The following is a 15,110-nucleotide window of genomic DNA, read 5'->3' on the forward strand; positions in this document are numbered from 1 at the left end:
ATTATTATTGCCAGCTAGCCGGATTGTTCCACCACTTCACACGTGTGCTGATTTCTTGACTATAAATATCAACACTATCACCTTTGTTGAATCCTTGCTGCGCCCAGAACAACTGTCCCGCAATATTATTGGCTGAGACAAAAACCTTGACTCGTGCAACCTTTTGGTTGGCGAGTCGATCAATGGCATGCTTGACAAGTACAGCGCCGACACCCTGTCGTCGGCTCATTGGATCAATGGCCAAGTGATATAGATACCCTGTTAAACCGTCATGGCCACACAGGATGCAGCCAATCAGCCCCCCCTGGCTAACGGCAACCCAGCTCATCCCGTGGTTACGCTTTAAAAAGCGGAGTATTGAGGCAGGGCCTTCCTGCTCCCTCAGCACCAATCCTTCGCACCGGTTCCATAAAGTCAAGCAGGCCGGGTAATCGGCGCCACACATCTCTCGTACAACAACGTCCATTTGTGTCCTCTTCCGCCAACTAGAACGTTCGCCTTCAGAACCAAACGGCCGCAATGTCGGCCGAACAAGCATCTTACCCAGCGAGTCGACTCGGCATGGGGGACATCAGTAGATCCTCCTGTGCCGCAGGAGCGCCTCCGCTTTGGCTCGAAGACGTATCTACATGCTGGCAGTGCATTTTGTTATAATTGTATTATAATACTGTATGTGTTTAAAATACATAGCATGCACATGACTAAGTGTGACAAAACTGTTGCGGGGCAGGATGATTACAATTCTTGAAGCCAAACGGGCGGGGCAATTCGGGCGGGGCAAGTTATTGCCCAACATCATTGCCGGCGTCATCGTCGGCGTGGTGGCGCTCCCGCTCGCAATGGCCTTTGCGATCGCTTCCGGCGCCCGTCCTGAACAGGGGCTCTACACCGCCATCATCGGCGGCTTTATGGTGTCTGCATTAGGGGGCAGCCGGGTTCAAATCGCAGGTCCTACCGGTGCATTTATTGCCATCTTGTCGGGCGTGACGGCAAGGTATGGCATCGATGGACTGCAGATTGCAACGTTGATGGCCGGGCTGATGCTGGTGCTGATGGGGATGGCCAAGCTAGGTGGAGTGATTAAATTCATACCCGCCCCCGTAATCGTCGGGTTTACCACGGGGATCGGAGTCATTATTTGGGTTGGACAGTGGCGTGACTTTTTGGGCCTGCCAAAGATTTCTGGCGACCATTTCCACGAGAAGCTTTGGCAGTTACTACTGGCGCTGCCGCATCTGCATATTGCCACGACTGGGGTAGCCCTTTTCAGCCTGCTGCTGGTGATGTTCTCCTCCCGAATCCGTGGCTTGCAACGTGTTCCCGGGCCGCTGGTGGCCATGGTGGCGGCCACTTTTTTGCAGTCGATCTTTCACTTTAAAGGCGTTGCAACGATTGGAAGCGCCTTTGACGGCATACCACAAGGTTTGCCAAATTTTTCCTTTCCCTCCGTGACACCCGAACGCGTCATTGAGTTGATGGGGCCTGCGTTTACCATTGCCATGCTGGGGGCGATCGAGTCGCTCCTCTCCGCCGTAGTTGCAGATGGGATGACAGGGGTTAGGCACGACTCGAACCAGGAGCTGATTGGCCAAGGACTGGCCAACATCGTAGCCCCCCTGTTTGGCGGTTTTGCGGCAACCGGAGCCATCGCACGGACAGCCACTAACATCCGCAATGGTGGTACGAGCCCCTTGGCGGGCATCACCCACACGCTGACCCTGGCGCTGATTGTCCTGTTCTTTGCACCCATGGCTGCCAACATCCCACTTGCATCTCTTGCTGCCATCCTCTTTGTGGTCGCTTACAACATGAGCGAACTGAAGCACTTCACCCATATCGTTAAGCGTGCCCCTCGGGCGGATGTGGTGATCCTGCTGATTACTTTCCTGCTAACCGTGTTCACGGACCTGGTGGTCGCTGTTAACATCGGCGTAATACTGGCAATCCTGCAGTTCTTGCGTCGAATGGCGGCGGCGGTAGAAGTACAACAGATGGGGGAAGAGAAGCTTAAAAGAGAACTGCTCGATCAAGGATTGACCAACTTACCGGCCGGAGTTTTGGTCTACGAAATTGACGGGCCGTTCTTTTTTGGGGCTGTAGAAAACTTTGAACGAGCCCTACTGCAAACTCACACCGACCCTCGCATCTTGATCTTGCGGCTACGTAGGGTGCCTTTTATGGACATCACGGGCTTGCAAACTCTCGATGAAGTGATTGGCAAGCTGAAGAAGCGGCATGTACGCGTCATGATATGCGAAGCCAACCATAGAGTCAGAGCCAAGCTTTGGAAAGTCGGCATCCTGGAGTTCATCAAACCCGAAGATTATGCCGACGAATTTTCAACATTACTGAAACATGCAAGTACGATAGCCCTGTTCGGGGACTCACTATCCTGTCACGTTCATTTGAGTGAGCATGCAGCAAACGTCCTCAAGGTCAGCAGCAGATACCTCCGTTCTGATCGAGAGTAGCTTGCGTCACTTCGACTCAATCAACTTATTGGCATTGTAACGACTCTTGGTTGCGTATTCGACTTGATGCTGTTCGAGATAGTTACGAATCAGCTGGCGAACAACCTGAGACGGCGTAAGATCTTGTGCTGCACAGAGTTCTTCGAAGGCTTTCTTCTTGACCGGATCAATGAGCACCGTCAGGCGAGCAGTCTTGGTTTCCATGTTGGGATAAGGTTCCTAGTTCGAAATATACACATTATATGTGCATCTAGAACACATTTCAGCTTTGAATTGCAGGGGAAGGTACGCCTTGAAAGCATTGGAAGTTGAAGTTCCCAGGTAGGAATCCTTACAGGAATCCGGGCAGTCCACAGTGCTAACCGGTTGGACGATCACGTCCGCCGAGGCGTGGCCAGAGGCCACAAAGGCACGGACCTGCGGGCTAAACGAGGTGGCGAGCCGCATACAGAAGGCCCGGTCACGCTGGTTGAGCAGGGCAAACAGCCATTAGGCGGGATAGCCACGATCCAGCACTAACAAGTCGTCGCGGTTCATGCTGTCCAATTGTTCGACCAGCATCTCGCGCTACCCTTTGGCGTCGGCGGCGATGTCGGCGCGCCGCATCAGGCCGGTTGCGGTGTCGCATAAACCGGCGCCGCGTGCCAGGCTGTAGACCCCGTTGGGGTGGTGATAGCAGTTGAACCCCTTCTCCTCCGAGCGCGTATCGGGGTGAGTTGCGGGGAGTTTCAGGGTGGTGGAATCGGCCGCCAGGAAGCGGTCGCCGTGCCATCGAGCGTGGGTTGGCACCTCGGCCACGATCTGTTGGTTGAGTTCGGTAAACGCGGAGGCGTTCAGCCACTTGCGTGCCATCCGCCCATCTGGAAGGGAGGCATTGGCGAAGAACTGATCCAGTTCGACCTGGAGGGAGCGCATCAAAGTAGCCAACAGGACGCCGACCACTCGTTCGAAGGTGAAAATGCTGCGCCGGGTGAAATCGACTGCCTTGTGCCGGTGGCGCTGGATGACACTATTTGAAATAACTCCATTACCGATTCCAAGAGGGCGCATTGTTATGTTTGCTTGCATCACCGGGGTAGGTAGTTATCTACCAGGGCAACCCGTAAGTAATTATTCACTTATTCGACGAGGTATCGATACTACTGACGAGTGGATCGTCTCTCGAACGGGTATAAAGTCACGTCACCTAGCAGAGATAGGCTGTACATCTAGTGACCTGGCACTAGAGGCAAGCCATCGAGCGTTGCTCTCGGCAGGAATTCATTCTGGAGAACTTGACCTGATCATTCTTGCGACCTCGACGCCAGATTTTATCTTCCCAAGTACCGCCTGCCTACTACAGGCAAAACTTGGTAATCATGGAGCTATGGCTTTCGATGTTCAGGCTGTATGCAGTGGCTTTGTTTACGCTTTAAGCATCGCGGAAAAATTTATTCGTTCTGGCAGTCATAAAAAAGTTCTAGTGGTAGGTGCCGAAGTATTTTCACGGACTCTAGACTGGGAGGATCGTGCTACATGCGTACTATTTGGTGATGGTGCCGGCGCGGTTGTTCTCGAAGCTTCCGAGAATCCAGGCATTATTGCTACTGCGTCACATGCTGATGGCTCGTATCATAAAATATTATCAGCCCCAGGCAATGTCAGCAATGGAAAAATTATCGGTGATCCATTTTTGCGCATGGATGGGCCAGCTGTATTCAAGTTTGCGGTCAACGCATTAGCCGACGTGGCTATTGAGTGTCTTGAAATGGCAGGACTTTCATCAATTGACGTTGACTGGCTAATTCCTCACCAAGCGAATACCAGAATTATTGAATCGACAGCAAAGAAACTCGGGCTTCCAATGGAGAATGTCATTGTGACAGTTGATCGTCATGGTAATACATCCTCTGCATCCATACCCTTAGCTCTTGATGTAGCGGTTCGTGATGGGCGCATTCAGCGAGGACAGAAAGTCATGTTTGTTGGTGTTGGCGGAGGTTTCACTTGGGGAGCTGTATTGCTTGAGTTTTAATGGTTTATCGATTAGTGAAAGCGTTCAAAATTCCAGAGATTTTGACTGGCAAGATCGTCAATTTTTGCTAAGTCATTGAGAGCCTCATTAATCGCAAGAGAAAATATTTTTCAGAGTTTTCTATGAATATCACTTATCTTACCCTGATTGGAGAATAAATTGGCACGTCGCAGAGTTGTAATAACCGGATTGGGGATTATTTCCCCAGTCGGCAATACTGTCGAACAAGCCTGGCAAAATATACTTGCTGGGCAATCCGGGATTGATCGGATAACACGTTTCGACACTTCCGCTCTTCCGGTGCAGATTGCAGGTGAAGTCAAAGATTTTGATATCACCCAGTACTTATCAACGAAAGATGCCCGCCGCATGGATACTTTTATCCATTACGGTATGGCTGCGGGCATTCAGGCGATCAAAGATGCTGGGATTGAAGCTCAACCATTCAATGCCGAACGTATTGGTGTATCGATTGGTTCCGGTATTGGTGGTTTGCCTATGATTGAAACCACTCGTGATGAATTCGTAGCGGCTGGGGTACGAAAAATCTCTCCATTCTTTGTTCCTGGTTCAATCATAAATATGATATCAGGCAACCTATCGATCATGTATGGATTTAAAGGGCCTAGTATCGCGTTAGTCAGCGCTTGCTCGACAGGCACGCACTGCATTGGTGATGCCGGTCGCTTAATCGAATATGGTGACGTTGACATCATGATAGCTGGCGGGGCTGAATGTACTATTTCCCCGCTGGGAATTGGTGGGTTCAGTGCTGCACGTGCACTCTCTACTCGCAATGATGACCCGAAAACGGCAAGTCGTCCTTGGGATAGGGATCGTGATGGTTTCGTACTAGGAGAGGGAGCTGGGGTCGTGGTACTTGAAGAATACGAGCATGCCAAAGCGCGTGGCGCCAAAATATATGCCGAGTTGGCTGGTTTCGGAATGAGTGCTGACGCAAGCCACATGACGGCTCCTTGCGAAAATGGAGATGGAGCAGCGCGATGTATTAACAACGCATTGCATAATGCTCGACTGAATCCACAGGACGTACAGTATGTCAACGCTCACGGTACTTCAACGCCACTCGGTGACAGGGCGGAAACTATTGCACTCAAACGTGCATTTGATGGCCACGCAAAGAGGTTGGTTATTAATTCGACCAAGTCAATGACAGGGCATTTGTTAGGTGCGGCTGGTGGTATTGAGTCAGTATTTTCAACTCTTGCTGTTTACAATCAGGTTTCACCTCCTACCATCAACATCTTTAATCAGGACAAATTGTGTGATCTTGATTGCTGCGCAAATGAGGCGCGAAAAATGAAAATTGATGTCGCCATTTCCAACTCCTTTGGTTTCGGAGGGACAAATGCAACCATTGCCATCAAGCGAGTTTAGTAGGCTACATAAAATTGCGCCAAAAAACTATGCAATGCAACCCGCGAAGTAAGCGTCTGTGGAGAGAAATTTAGTGGCAGTAGCCATGTTCACCATTGACATAGTTTGGTGAGTAAAATATGGCGAGCTGGACTATTTTGATGCGATAGATGATTTTTATATATCAATTCTTGATGGTCATTCAACTCCGTTAAATACATCTAGATTGGCGTATAATATTACAATAGGTACGCCCATGCAAAATATAATGGAATACAGATAATGGCTAAATCAAAGTCGACTGTTCGAGTAAGTAAAAAAATTCGTAAGATGATAAGCGATGGGGTTGTGCACGTACATGCATCATTCAACAACACGATCATTACGATCACCGATAGACACGGCAATGCACTGTCTTGGGCAACTTCTGGCAGCGTTGGCTTTAAGGGTTCGCGTAAGAGCACGTCCTTTGCTGCGCAAATTGCGGCCGAACATGCCGGTAACGTTGCCAAAGAATATGGTGTGAAAAACCTCGCTGTTCGTATCAGAGGCCCTGGCCCAGGTCGTGAATCTGCTGTCCGTTCGCTTAATAAGCAAGGTTTCAGCATAATCAGTATCTCTGACGTAACGCCGGTGCCACATAACGGTTGTCGCCCGCCCAAAAAACGTCGTATTTAATAGCACTATGCCATATTGAGCTTAGGGTGTTTTTCCCCTCAGTTCCAGAGATTGGTCTTCAGAGCGCTTGTATTCATACTTTCTGAGCGTACCTTGTACTGCTGAATAAGAAGCATCAACTGCGTCTTAGATGAGTAGGCAATAACAAAAAAATGTAGCTCTGTTTGAATAGACTGTTGGGCACCTCGAATTATCCAATTCTTGGCGGAGCGTGACGTACAAACCCGCCACTTGAGGCAAGGCCAATGCGTTTTAGCACCAGTTATTGCTTAATTTTTGCGCCCCGGTGGCCATTTGAGCCACCGCAGGCGCCATTTGGGCGTTAAGGCCGTCACGCCTGCCGTTTTCAGGAAGCACAGCCGGCGCAGGTTGTAGCTGGCCACCTTCCAGTTCAGATGCAAGGTCGCGCTGGCCAGACCAATGCTGCGCAGGACCTTGCCGCCTTGCTGTTCGAGGGCGCCAAAGACATGCTCAATACGGGCGCGGGTCTTGGCGATGCGGCGGTTTCTCCCTTCCCGGCACTCGGACAGCGGGCACTTTTTCTGGGCTTTGCGCTGGATGTGAAGACGCCAGCTCTGGCCGGTCAGGCGGGCTTCACGCTGCTGACCGACGTAGCCTTTGTCGGCCCAGACATCACGGGCCGTATTGCCCGGATCGAGCACCGCCTCGAAGTGTAGGGTGTCGTGCTCGCTGGCAGTGGCAACCACGATGCGCCGGATCAGCTTGTAGCGCTTGTCGGTGCTGGCGGATAGCTTATAGCCGAAGTAGGACTTGCCATGCTTCTTGGTCCATTTGGCGTTGGTGTCTTTCTGCCGACGCTTGGCTGGCGGCCAGTCGGCCGGAGTGGCCTGCTGCTGAACGAGCTCTTTCTCTTCGGCGGTAATCCCCTGGCGCGGCACGGGGACGATGCTGGCATTGATCATCTGGCCACCGCGGGCGATATAGCCATGCTAATTGAGCTGCCGATTAACGGCAGCAAAGATGGTTTCGCTGGCGTTGGCGGCGATCAGGCGTTCCTTGAAGATCCAGATTGTGGTGCGATCCGGGATCTGGCTGCTGTCACGCAAGCCGACGAAACGCTGAAAGCTCAGGCGATCCAGCAGCTGGAATTCCATCTGTTCGTCACTGAGATTGAACAGTTGCTGAATCAGCAGGATCCTCACCATCAGTTCGGTGGGAAACGGCGGGCGTCCACCTCGTTCACGACTGGGGCGAGGTGCGGCACGGTCGATCTCGGCGGCCAAGGCGGCAAAGTCGACATGCTCTTGCAGGGTACGCAGTACATCTCCGAGCCTGTCGAGCTTGGCTTCTCGTTCTTGTCCGGCAAAAAGGCTGTTCTTGATCATGCGAGAACGGTCCGAAGGGGCATGTCTCCATCATGCCATGAACTGGAGTTTTTCGAGGTGCCCTTCAGGGTCTGAGCCTGCGATAACGAGCGACGATATCCTTCCAGCTCAAGGCGTCCAGCCAAGCTGGCTTGGTGGAATCCCGGCAGCAGAGCTGGTTCGTTTATTGCTGGGCCAATTTCCAGACGAATAATGACCTGGTGCGGTTCTTGACGAGAAATGTTGCCGTGGACGTTCCTGCAGCATCCTCGTGCATCCTTCCTCCTGTGATGCCATTCCCGCCGGGGATACCGACTCATAGTTCGGACGCCGCCGGCTGTTTCATCCGCCTTGCCGTTATCAAAGATGGCTCGGGGTGCCGGCGGCGTGGTTTGACAACTACCCACAGCACCCGCGCTGCGCCTGGATCGGCGGACATTTCACCGAGCCGAACGAACAGAACACACAGCAGTCACCCGGATGGGGGCGTAGCAAGGCCTTGCAGCTGCTGCACTCGTAGAAGAACTGGCAGGCCTCCATGGGCATGGTTTCTCGTTTGGCGAAGCCACAGTGGGGGCAGGTCAGCACGGATTCGAGAACGATAGCACTCATCGCAGTCTCACTTCTGCAGGGTGGAGGGATAGCCCGCGTTCGTGGTCGCTCTGGTCAGCACCTCCGGCTGGGTCTTGTCGGGGTCGAAGGTCACGATGGCCGTCTTCTTGTCGCTATCCACTTTGACGTCACTCACCCCGGACACCTTCTCCAGTGACTTTTTGACCGTGATGGGGCAGAGACTGCACGTCATGTTCTTCACCTCGAGCGTGACGGTCTTCGGGGGCGCGGCCAATGCTGCAACGGGAAGGGCAATAAGTGCAGCAGTCAGACGATTGAGCATGGGAAGCTCCTTTCAGTAGAACAGCGGTACCAAGGACGGCACGGCGAGTAGGCCGAGCAGCAACACGGAGATAATCCAGAATGTGAGCCGCTGCCGTCTGATCGTGCGTGGATTAGCGCAAGGCGTCTTCGGGTCGCAGGCCCGCGGCATCTGATAGAGCCTGCGCCAGGCGAGCCCGAGAAACAGCAGCGTCAACCCGATGAAAATGGGCCGGTACGGTTCCATCGCCGTCAGGCTGCCGACCCACGTCCCGCCGATGCCCAGCGCCAGCAGCACGAGCGGCCCGATGCAGCACACCGACCCACCGATAGCGGCCAGTACCCCGGCGATGAGGGGACCTTTCCCATTGCTCGGTGCCATGCCTGTTTCCTTCAAACTCACCTTGATAGTGTTACTATAAATTCCGTACTAAGGTACGGAATCAAGGGGTATTTTGATGGTAGCAGACCTGACGATCGGCAAGTTGGCGGATGCGGCAGGAGTCAATGTCGAGACGATCCGTTATTACCAGCGGCGTGGTCTGCTGGATGAACCTGCCAAGCCGCAGGGAGGTCATCGGCGCTACACGACAGATCAGGTGAAACGGATACGCTTCATCAAGCGGGCACAAGCACTGGGCTTCACGCTGACCGAAGTCAGCGGGCTCCTTCAGTTGAATGGGGGGTGCGCCTGTGCGGAAACGCAGGCACTGGCTCTCCGTAAGCTGGCGCTGATCGAACAGAAGATCGCCGACCTGGCCGCCATGCGGGATGTCTTGGGCGGGCTGGTACAACAGTGCCATGCGGGCGATGGCGAGACCTCATGCCCGATCATCGATGTGCTGGCACGAGAGTGAGTACAGGTAGACGATTTTCAGCTCGCTGTTGACTAACCACATGGACCTCGCCCAATTCGGCATGACTCCGTCCCGAAAACAGAGTGTCAAAACGGCATAGCCGCTTTAACCAATCAAGACGAAAGAACACGTAATGAACGAAACAGCCATCACTACTGTCGTCAACCATAACGAATGCTATGCACTGAAAAATGGGACCTTGGTGGAAATTGCATGCCCCATCGAGATTTACCCAGAACATGCGGATGCACACACCAATATCGTCGCCAATGGCTACGGCCTGGAACTGACGACGGAGCCGGAAACGGGGTGGGCCCAGTCCAGCATTTGCCTGTACCGTGCTTTTGACCGCGCCCTGCAGAAAGGTAAACCGTTATATTACATTGAGATTTTTGGTCAGAGTTCCTTGTTTGCCACACTGGTCGCTAATACCTTCCTTGAGCTACTGGAAGTGCTCCGTGTGGCCCAGCCCTTGACCGATCTCATCGGTAAGGAGCTAACCGCAGGCATTCATGACCTTTCGCAATAAGCAGGAAAAGCGGCATCCATGGGCTATAAATTTGAGCACTCTGACTGGGCAGCGGCTGACGGCTGGATCAAGTCGTCCAAGCGATTGCCCGACATGGGCGAGGAAGTATGGGTAGCCCGCTGGCTAACCGGCATCCACATGAAATACGAGGTGATCAAGGATCAGATGCTTAACCCGAGTATTTTTTTGCAGGATGCGTCGAGCCATGGGCTGACGTTTTACTGGCAGCCGGTAATCGGTGCCTCGGCGCCAGCGAGTCCACCCTTGCCAGACTCGTTGCCCAAGACATGGGCTGAGCAGTATCTGGAGTGGCTGAACTGCGATGAAGCGAGCGCTCTCGCCAATACCATGGAGATAGTGCGGCGCTTGATGGCCCGACTGGAGAAATAGCTATGCATGCCCATTGTCCGCGGAGCTGTTCCGGTGGCGGAGCGAATCGGCAAAGTGCGTTGTCGGTGGGCCAGTTGATGAGGCTCAGCATAGATGCCCAGAAGAGGGTCGAAGAAGCGGCTGGTGCCATGCGGTGCAGCTACTGCGGCTGTGTCCACATCGCCGATGGCGATACCCGTCAGGCTATCGGAACACTGGATGGAGGCGTATCGGGATCGGGCTGGTATTCGACCATGTGACATAGTTACGAACTAGGCAGTACACCGCCATGCGGTGGGGAGCCAGGTAGTTTTTAGGCTAAGGCGTGATAAGTCCTGATTATCACGCCTTATTTTGTGCCAGAATCACCTTGAAATTGCCGGGCTATTGGTATGTATTTACATGGTACGTACCACAGTACGAAATTCGAGTCAGAGGTGGCATCATGGCCAGAGCCGGCATCTACAAGTCCGAAGTCCAAAAAGCGCGTGATGCCTTGCTGGCACAAGGCATCAACCCCTCAATCGACGCGGTGCGCGCCGAGCTAGGCAATACCGGCTCGAAGACCACGATCCACCGCTATCTGAAAGAGCTCGAGGAGGAGGAAGGCGCCGGCTTCGGCCGCGGCGTCGCCGTCAGTGAGGCCATCCAGGACCTGGTCGGGCGGCTCGCCGCACGGCTGCACGAAGAGGCCGAGGCGCGCGTCAGCGAGCTTCAAGCTCGCCATGTCGAGCAGCTCGCGCAGCACGACAAGGCGGTGGCCAAGCTGAAACAGGAAATAGAAGGGCTCAGCAGCCACTTGCAGCGTACCGAAGCCACCCTGCAGACCGAGCAAGCGGCGCACGAGCAAACCCGCCAAGCACAGCAGGCCGCCACACTGTTGAATGCCCAACTCGAACAACAGGTAGCCGACCTCAAGGAGCGACTGGCCGAAAACGCAGCACATCGGCAATCGCTCGAAGACAAGCACCGCCACGCGCGCGAAGCGCTCGAACACTACCGCGAGTCGGTCAAGGAGCAGCGCGAGCAGGAGCAGCGCCGGCACGAACAGCAGGTGCAGCAGCTGCAGGCCGAACTGCGTACGCTGAACCAGACGCTGATCGTGAAGCAGAACGAGCTGACTCACGCCTACCAGGACGCGGCCCGTACCGGTGCCGAGCTGGTGGCCACCCGCAAGGAGCTACGCCGCAGCGAGCAGGCAGCGGAGAACGCTGGCAAGGCACGCGACGTGCTTCAGGGGCACGCCACTCATCTGGAGACGAGTGTTGCTACACTGAACGAACGTCTACAGCAGCTCAGTGCCAGTCGCGACGAGCTGTGGCAACTACTCCAAGGCAAATCTGAATCGGTCATCCCTAACACGCAGGGCAACGAGGGTGAGATCACTATGGATCTGTTTAACGGCGCGGACCGCGCCATCGATCCAAACGGTAAGCCGTAAAAAAAAAAAACGACATGATCGAAGGGAGACGAGAATGCAAGGGACGGTGTGTGAACTGGTGAAGGCGGGGCCCGCGATGCAGGTAGCTGCTATTCGCCAAGGTTTGTCCACGGCGGACTTGGCCGCCGTGCAGGAAGACTTGGGGTTGCCGCTCGAGGAGCTGTGCGTGGTCATTGGCGTGGCGGAGCGAACATTCACACGCCAACTTACCAAAGAAGGACGGCTTGATTCAGCCGCCAGCGAGCGGCTGTTACGCTTGGTGACACTGGTGGGCGAAATGCAAACAGCGCTGGGTAGCAAGGAACGGGCTGTCGAATGGCTGACGTGCCATCACGACGAGCTGGAATGCCGGCCGATCACGCTGGTGGATACGGCGATCGGCACCGCACAAGTGCGGCGGATCATCCGTGCAATAGAACATGGACTGCCGGTGTGATCGGCGGAGCCAAGTCCATGCCCCGGCAGGGGCAAGCTGATGACCCTATCTGGATATGCCGATGCTGATCTTTTTGGACACCGAGTTCACCGACTTCATCGACTGTGAGCTGATCAGCATCGGCATGGTTGGCGAAGACGGCAGGCACGAACTGTACCTGGAAGTGCAGGATTTCGACCGATCGAAGTGCAATGCCTTCGTCCAATCGGCCGTATGGTCGCAGCTCGGCCGCATCGAGGAGGCCATCGTACGCAAGGTGGACGTGCAAGCCCGGTTGCGAGACTGGTTTGCCACGCTGCCGCGCAGCGTGACGATCGCCTGTGACTCTCAGCATGATCGCGACCTGCTGGCCGATGCGTTAGATGGCGAGTGGCCGAACAACCTAGCCGGATGGTTCGACCTGCGGCCCCTGATTGACACCGGGGTCTTCGACCGAGCGGTTGCGAATACCACACGAAGGCACGCCCCTGGCACCATGCTTTGTACGACGCCCAAGCCCATCGGGTAGGCTGGTTGGCCTGGATGGATCAGCGCCGGCGCGATAAATGAAAGCGTGACGGCGGTTCTTCGACTGCTAACCGCATTATTTATTCGCTACAACTGCAAAAAATCTATGGGTTTTGCTGAATATTTAATACGTTCGAACTCAAGTTGCACATCGAAACCCACCCCCACGATAAGCCCTGATCTGCTGTCCTAGCATATTTCATGTAAATCCATATAAATCAATGATTTACTGTGTTTCGTGGGGGAATTTTGGCTTCATCCCGGTGATACCCCAAGAGGGCGTTCATCCCCGGTATCGATGGCGCGAACATGACGATTGCGGGCTCTTTGCACCGAGTCCGCTCCGGCTGGGCTGGGGCGACTCAAGGGCTGTTTGCGCTGGTTCGACTTCGCCATGACAAAGAAATATAGTGGTGGCGTGTCAAAACCGGGAGTCTACCCATGAGAATTATTCTGCTCGCTGCTTTGTGCCTGATTGTTGAATCGACGATCGCCACAGAAGTGCCAGGCATCCTGCGCTGTGAGCACGAGAGAACCAGAGCCATCTCTTATACCAGCGGCGCCTGTCCCGTCGGCTCCTCAGCGGTGAAACGTCCGGAGCAGGGCGGATTTGTGGGCAACGGAGGAGGTGACGAGCGTGGCATGATTGCTGTTTGCCGCATGGATTCCCGCTTTGACAGCTTTCGCTATGTTCTGGAAAGCGACTGCCCCTTTGGCTCGAGCGCGGTTGCAACTTTCTCCAATACCACGATCGAGGAAGCGCGGCAGCAGTTTCCCGCGACCTGGCACGCGACCGTTGAAGAACCACGCCGACGAAAATCCGTCATGCCTCCCGTTCGGCGCAAACTGGCTAAGCAAACCATCGTCGACTGTCACACGCTGCGGCAGCAGCGCGACAAGGTGCAGGCGCGGCTGAACAACAACAAAGCCTATCAGGACGATTTGCAGCGGCTGCGGGATGCCCAGGACGCGATCGCAAGAGAGGGATGCCGTGCATTTGGTGACTGAATGCCCGTATCACCACCCGTGCGGGTTTGCATGGAGTCGTTCAGCGGGACAGCACAAATCCTTCGTGCCCCGATGGCCCGGGCTTCGGAAAGCAGGACGAGGAATGCAAGCTCTGGGCTTCTGTCGATCTCATCGGGCACGAAAGGGTGCTGAAATATGGGTCATCCAGGTAAAAATCCATGTCGTATTTGACATAATATAGATTATGCGAACTACAGGATCACCATATTATCTTACGGCAATCGAATTTTTTAACTTAACGGAATTTAACAATTTAACTCGTCTGGCATGTTACCTGCGCTATTCATTCCAGTAGCGCTGCTGGCGTGCCCACGTCGACCCTACGAGCGGCGCTCCTGTGTCCGCCATCTGTCAGCGATCCGAGCTGTTGCGCGTGTCGCTCGCCACCGCCGTCCGATGACGCTGTGGCGACTCTCGCGTGCCCTGGATGGACCTCGAACTGGGCGCGCCGACGATATGAAGCAAGGGAGTTGGAGACTATGGAGCTTTTGACAAAAGTGTTGTGTGGCGCTGTGGGACGGCGAGCGACAACACGGCTGGAGCTTTCACGCTTGTTAAAATTTAACGGAAGGCACGTGAAAATACGTTCTTGCGCTCAAGACCAGAATGCAACGGCACTCCATAAGCGCCAAAAGTGTCAAGTTTGTGACCATCACCGGCGATGAAGAAGGCTTCCCATTCTGGCTCGTTTCGTAGTTTGGGTCGTAGTCCGCCTGCAGTCAAAGCCAGTGCCCTCCTCTTCTTTTTGCTCCTTCTACACCCCATTAGTGTTTTGACGTCCTGCCATTGGCGTTGGCGCAGCCGGCGAAGTTGCGTCGCTATGACTCGGGCATGACCTCCCAAGGCAATGGCCGGGAAAATTGATTGCGCAAGTAGTCAAGCACGGTGCGGACCTTGCGGCTCTGAAATCGGCGGCTGGGGTATAGCGCGTAGACGGTGTCAGGGATGGGGGTGTCGGGTAGGGCCTCGATTAGGCGCCCATCGCGCAGCGCCTCGGCAGCGATGAACCGCGGCAGCAAGCAGATGCCAAGGCCGGCGATGGCGGCATCGCACATCACTTCGCCGTTGTTGAATACCAGCGTTGATTTCACTACTGCCGTTCGTACCCGGTTATTCTGCCCGACCGGCTCGAATTGCCACAGCTGCCCGGAATGGACGTAGGCGTAGCCGATGCAGCGATGGGCTGCCAGTTCGTCGAGTGATT

Annotated in this window: 18 protein-coding genes and 1 pseudogene; 11 read left to right on the forward strand and 8 right to left on the reverse strand. The window is 54.4% G+C overall.

What is annotated here, in order from left to right; genetic code table 11:
* Window positions 1–4 precede the first annotated feature (4 nt).
* Complete coding sequence (locus tag B9N72_RS17795; RefSeq protein WP_159453038.1) at window positions 5–466, reverse strand: GNAT family N-acetyltransferase; 462 nt, start codon at window positions 464–466, stop codon at window positions 5–7.
* 241 nt (window positions 467–707) lie between these two features.
* Here B9N72_RS17795 and B9N72_RS17800 point away from each other — a divergent pair, with 241 nt between their 5' ends.
* Window positions 708–2,471, forward strand: a complete 1,764-nt coding sequence (locus B9N72_RS17800; protein WP_234985942.1) for a SulP family inorganic anion transporter — start codon at window positions 708–710, stop codon at window positions 2,469–2,471.
* Between the two features lie 6 nt (window positions 2,472–2,477).
* Here B9N72_RS17800 and B9N72_RS17805 read toward each other — a convergent pair whose 3' ends face one another.
* Both B9N72_RS17805 and B9N72_RS17810 read right to left on the reverse strand, forming a co-directional pair.
* Window positions 2,478–2,675: a ribbon-helix-helix protein, CopG family gene (locus tag B9N72_RS17805; RefSeq protein WP_085276322.1), complete on the reverse strand. Its 198-nt coding sequence runs from the start codon at window positions 2,673–2,675 to the stop codon at window positions 2,478–2,480.
* A gap of 363 nt (window positions 2,676–3,038) precedes the next feature.
* Window positions 3,039–3,386: a hypothetical protein gene (locus B9N72_RS17810; protein ID WP_085276323.1), complete on the reverse strand. Its 348-nt coding sequence runs from the start codon at window positions 3,384–3,386 to the stop codon at window positions 3,039–3,041.
* 88 nt (window positions 3,387–3,474) lie between these two features.
* On the opposite strand from B9N72_RS17810, the gene B9N72_RS17815 reads away from it, so the two are divergent.
* The 3 genes from B9N72_RS17815 to rpsK all read left to right on the forward strand — a co-directional run bounded on the left by B9N72_RS17815 (window position 3,475) and on the right by rpsK (window position 6,540).
* On the forward strand, window positions 3,475–4,485 hold the full coding sequence (locus B9N72_RS17815) for a beta-ketoacyl-ACP synthase III (protein WP_327078290.1): 1,011 nt from the start codon (window positions 3,475–3,477) through the stop codon (window positions 4,483–4,485).
* Window positions 4,486–4,644: 159 nt separating this feature from the next.
* Entirely contained in the window at window positions 4,645–5,883 is a 1,239-nt protein-coding gene (gene fabF / locus B9N72_RS17820) for a beta-ketoacyl-ACP synthase II (RefSeq protein ID WP_085276325.1), read from the forward strand.
* A gap of 261 nt (window positions 5,884–6,144) precedes the next feature.
* Complete coding sequence (gene rpsK, locus B9N72_RS17825) at window positions 6,145–6,540, forward strand: 30S ribosomal protein S11 (protein ID WP_085276326.1); 396 nt, start codon at window positions 6,145–6,147, stop codon at window positions 6,538–6,540.
* 269 nt (window positions 6,541–6,809) lie between these two features.
* On the opposite strand, the pseudogene B9N72_RS17830 reads toward rpsK, so the two are convergent.
* The 4 genes and pseudogenes from B9N72_RS17830 to B9N72_RS17845 form a co-directional block, all read right to left on the reverse strand.
* Window positions 6,810–7,886: pseudogene (locus tag B9N72_RS17830) on the reverse strand (IS5 family transposase).
* Between the two features lie 378 nt (window positions 7,887–8,264).
* Entirely contained in the window at window positions 8,265–8,477 is a 213-nt protein-coding gene (locus tag B9N72_RS21645) for a GDCCVxC domain-containing (seleno)protein (RefSeq protein ID WP_085276327.1), read from the reverse strand.
* A gap of 7 nt (window positions 8,478–8,484) precedes the next feature.
* Complete coding sequence (gene merP, locus B9N72_RS17840; RefSeq protein WP_085276328.1) at window positions 8,485–8,760, reverse strand: mercury resistance system periplasmic binding protein MerP; 276 nt, start codon at window positions 8,758–8,760, stop codon at window positions 8,485–8,487.
* Window positions 8,761–8,772: 12 nt separating this feature from the next.
* Window positions 8,773–9,120 carry a mercuric ion transporter MerT gene (locus B9N72_RS17845; protein WP_085276329.1) on the reverse strand — a complete coding sequence of 116 codons (348 nt, stop codon included), beginning with the start codon at window positions 9,118–9,120 and terminating at the stop codon, window positions 8,773–8,775.
* Between the two features lie 76 nt (window positions 9,121–9,196).
* Here B9N72_RS17845 and merR point away from each other — a divergent pair, with 76 nt between their 5' ends.
* The 7 genes from merR (at window position 9,197) to B9N72_RS17880 (ending at window position 13,885) form a co-directional block, all read left to right on the forward strand.
* A complete protein-coding gene (merR, locus tag B9N72_RS17850) occupies window positions 9,197–9,595 on the forward strand; it encodes an Hg(II)-responsive transcriptional regulator (RefSeq protein WP_085276330.1) in 399 nt (132 codons plus the stop codon).
* Window positions 9,596–9,728: 133 nt separating this feature from the next.
* On the forward strand, window positions 9,729–10,124 hold the full coding sequence (locus B9N72_RS17855; protein ID WP_085276331.1) for a hypothetical protein: 396 nt from the start codon (window positions 9,729–9,731) through the stop codon (window positions 10,122–10,124).
* An 18-nt stretch (window positions 10,125–10,142) separates the two neighbouring features.
* Window positions 10,143–10,514 carry a hypothetical protein gene (locus B9N72_RS17860; RefSeq protein WP_085276332.1) on the forward strand — a complete coding sequence of 124 codons (372 nt, stop codon included), beginning with the start codon at window positions 10,143–10,145 and terminating at the stop codon, window positions 10,512–10,514.
* Between the two features lie 424 nt (window positions 10,515–10,938).
* Window positions 10,939–11,934, forward strand: a complete 996-nt coding sequence (locus B9N72_RS17865; protein ID WP_085276333.1) for a DNA-binding protein — start codon at window positions 10,939–10,941, stop codon at window positions 11,932–11,934.
* 34 nt (window positions 11,935–11,968) lie between these two features.
* Window positions 11,969–12,370 (forward strand): antitoxin Xre-like helix-turn-helix domain-containing protein, encoded by a 402-nt coding sequence (locus B9N72_RS17870; protein WP_085276334.1) that lies wholly within the window; start codon window positions 11,969–11,971, stop codon window positions 12,368–12,370.
* A 61-nt stretch (window positions 12,371–12,431) separates the two neighbouring features.
* Window positions 12,432–12,878, forward strand: a complete 447-nt coding sequence (locus B9N72_RS17875) for a hypothetical protein (RefSeq protein WP_085276335.1) — start codon at window positions 12,432–12,434, stop codon at window positions 12,876–12,878.
* 440 nt (window positions 12,879–13,318) lie between these two features.
* Entirely contained in the window at window positions 13,319–13,885 is a 567-nt protein-coding gene (locus B9N72_RS17880) for a hypothetical protein (RefSeq protein ID WP_085277566.1), read from the forward strand.
* 839 nt (window positions 13,886–14,724) lie between these two features.
* Here B9N72_RS17880 and B9N72_RS17885 read toward each other — a convergent pair.
* The coding region (locus tag B9N72_RS17885; protein WP_200811049.1) for a substrate binding domain-containing protein at window positions 14,725–15,110 on the reverse strand (386 nt) is incomplete at its 5' end.

The sequence above is a fragment of the Pseudogulbenkiania subflava DSM 22618 genome, assembly GCF_900177275.1.
Taxonomy (GTDB): domain Bacteria; phylum Pseudomonadota; class Gammaproteobacteria; order Burkholderiales; family Chromobacteriaceae; genus Pseudogulbenkiania; species Pseudogulbenkiania subflava.

Excerpts from the sequence above, each read along its gene's own strand:
- B9N72_RS17795 (WP_159453038.1), bottom strand. The coding sequence starts at position 466 with ATGGACGTTGTTGTACGAGAGATGTGTGGCGCCGATTACCCGGCCTGC.
- B9N72_RS17805 (WP_085276322.1), bottom strand. The coding sequence starts at position 2,675 with ATGGAAACCAAGACTGCTCGCCTGACGGTGCTCATTGATCCGGTCAAG.
- B9N72_RS17810 (WP_085276323.1), bottom strand. The coding sequence starts at position 3,386 with ATGCGCTCCCTCCAGGTCGAACTGGATCAGTTCTTCGCCAATGCCTCC.
- B9N72_RS17815 (WP_327078290.1), top strand. The coding sequence starts at position 3,475 with ATGACACTATTTGAAATAACTCCATTACCGATTCCAAGAGGGCGCATT.
- rpsK (WP_085276326.1), top strand. The coding sequence starts at position 6,145 with ATGGCTAAATCAAAGTCGACTGTTCGAGTAAGTAAAAAAATTCGTAAG.
- B9N72_RS21645 (WP_085276327.1), bottom strand. The coding sequence starts at position 8,477 with ATGAGTGCTATCGTTCTCGAATCCGTGCTGACCTGCCCCCACTGTGGC.
- merP (WP_085276328.1), bottom strand. The coding sequence starts at position 8,760 with ATGCTCAATCGTCTGACTGCTGCACTTATTGCCCTTCCCGTTGCAGCA.
- B9N72_RS17845 (WP_085276329.1), bottom strand. The coding sequence starts at position 9,120 with ATGGCACCGAGCAATGGGAAAGGTCCCCTCATCGCCGGGGTACTGGCC.
- merR (WP_085276330.1), top strand. The coding sequence starts at position 9,197 with ATGGTAGCAGACCTGACGATCGGCAAGTTGGCGGATGCGGCAGGAGTC.
- B9N72_RS17855 (WP_085276331.1), top strand. The coding sequence starts at position 9,729 with ATGAACGAAACAGCCATCACTACTGTCGTCAACCATAACGAATGCTAT.
- B9N72_RS17860 (WP_085276332.1), top strand. The coding sequence starts at position 10,143 with ATGGGCTATAAATTTGAGCACTCTGACTGGGCAGCGGCTGACGGCTGG.
- B9N72_RS17865 (WP_085276333.1), top strand. The coding sequence starts at position 10,939 with ATGGCCAGAGCCGGCATCTACAAGTCCGAAGTCCAAAAAGCGCGTGAT.
- B9N72_RS17870 (WP_085276334.1), top strand. The coding sequence starts at position 11,969 with ATGCAAGGGACGGTGTGTGAACTGGTGAAGGCGGGGCCCGCGATGCAG.
- B9N72_RS17875 (WP_085276335.1), top strand. The coding sequence starts at position 12,432 with ATGCTGATCTTTTTGGACACCGAGTTCACCGACTTCATCGACTGTGAG.
- B9N72_RS17880 (WP_085277566.1), top strand. The coding sequence starts at position 13,319 with ATGAGAATTATTCTGCTCGCTGCTTTGTGCCTGATTGTTGAATCGACG.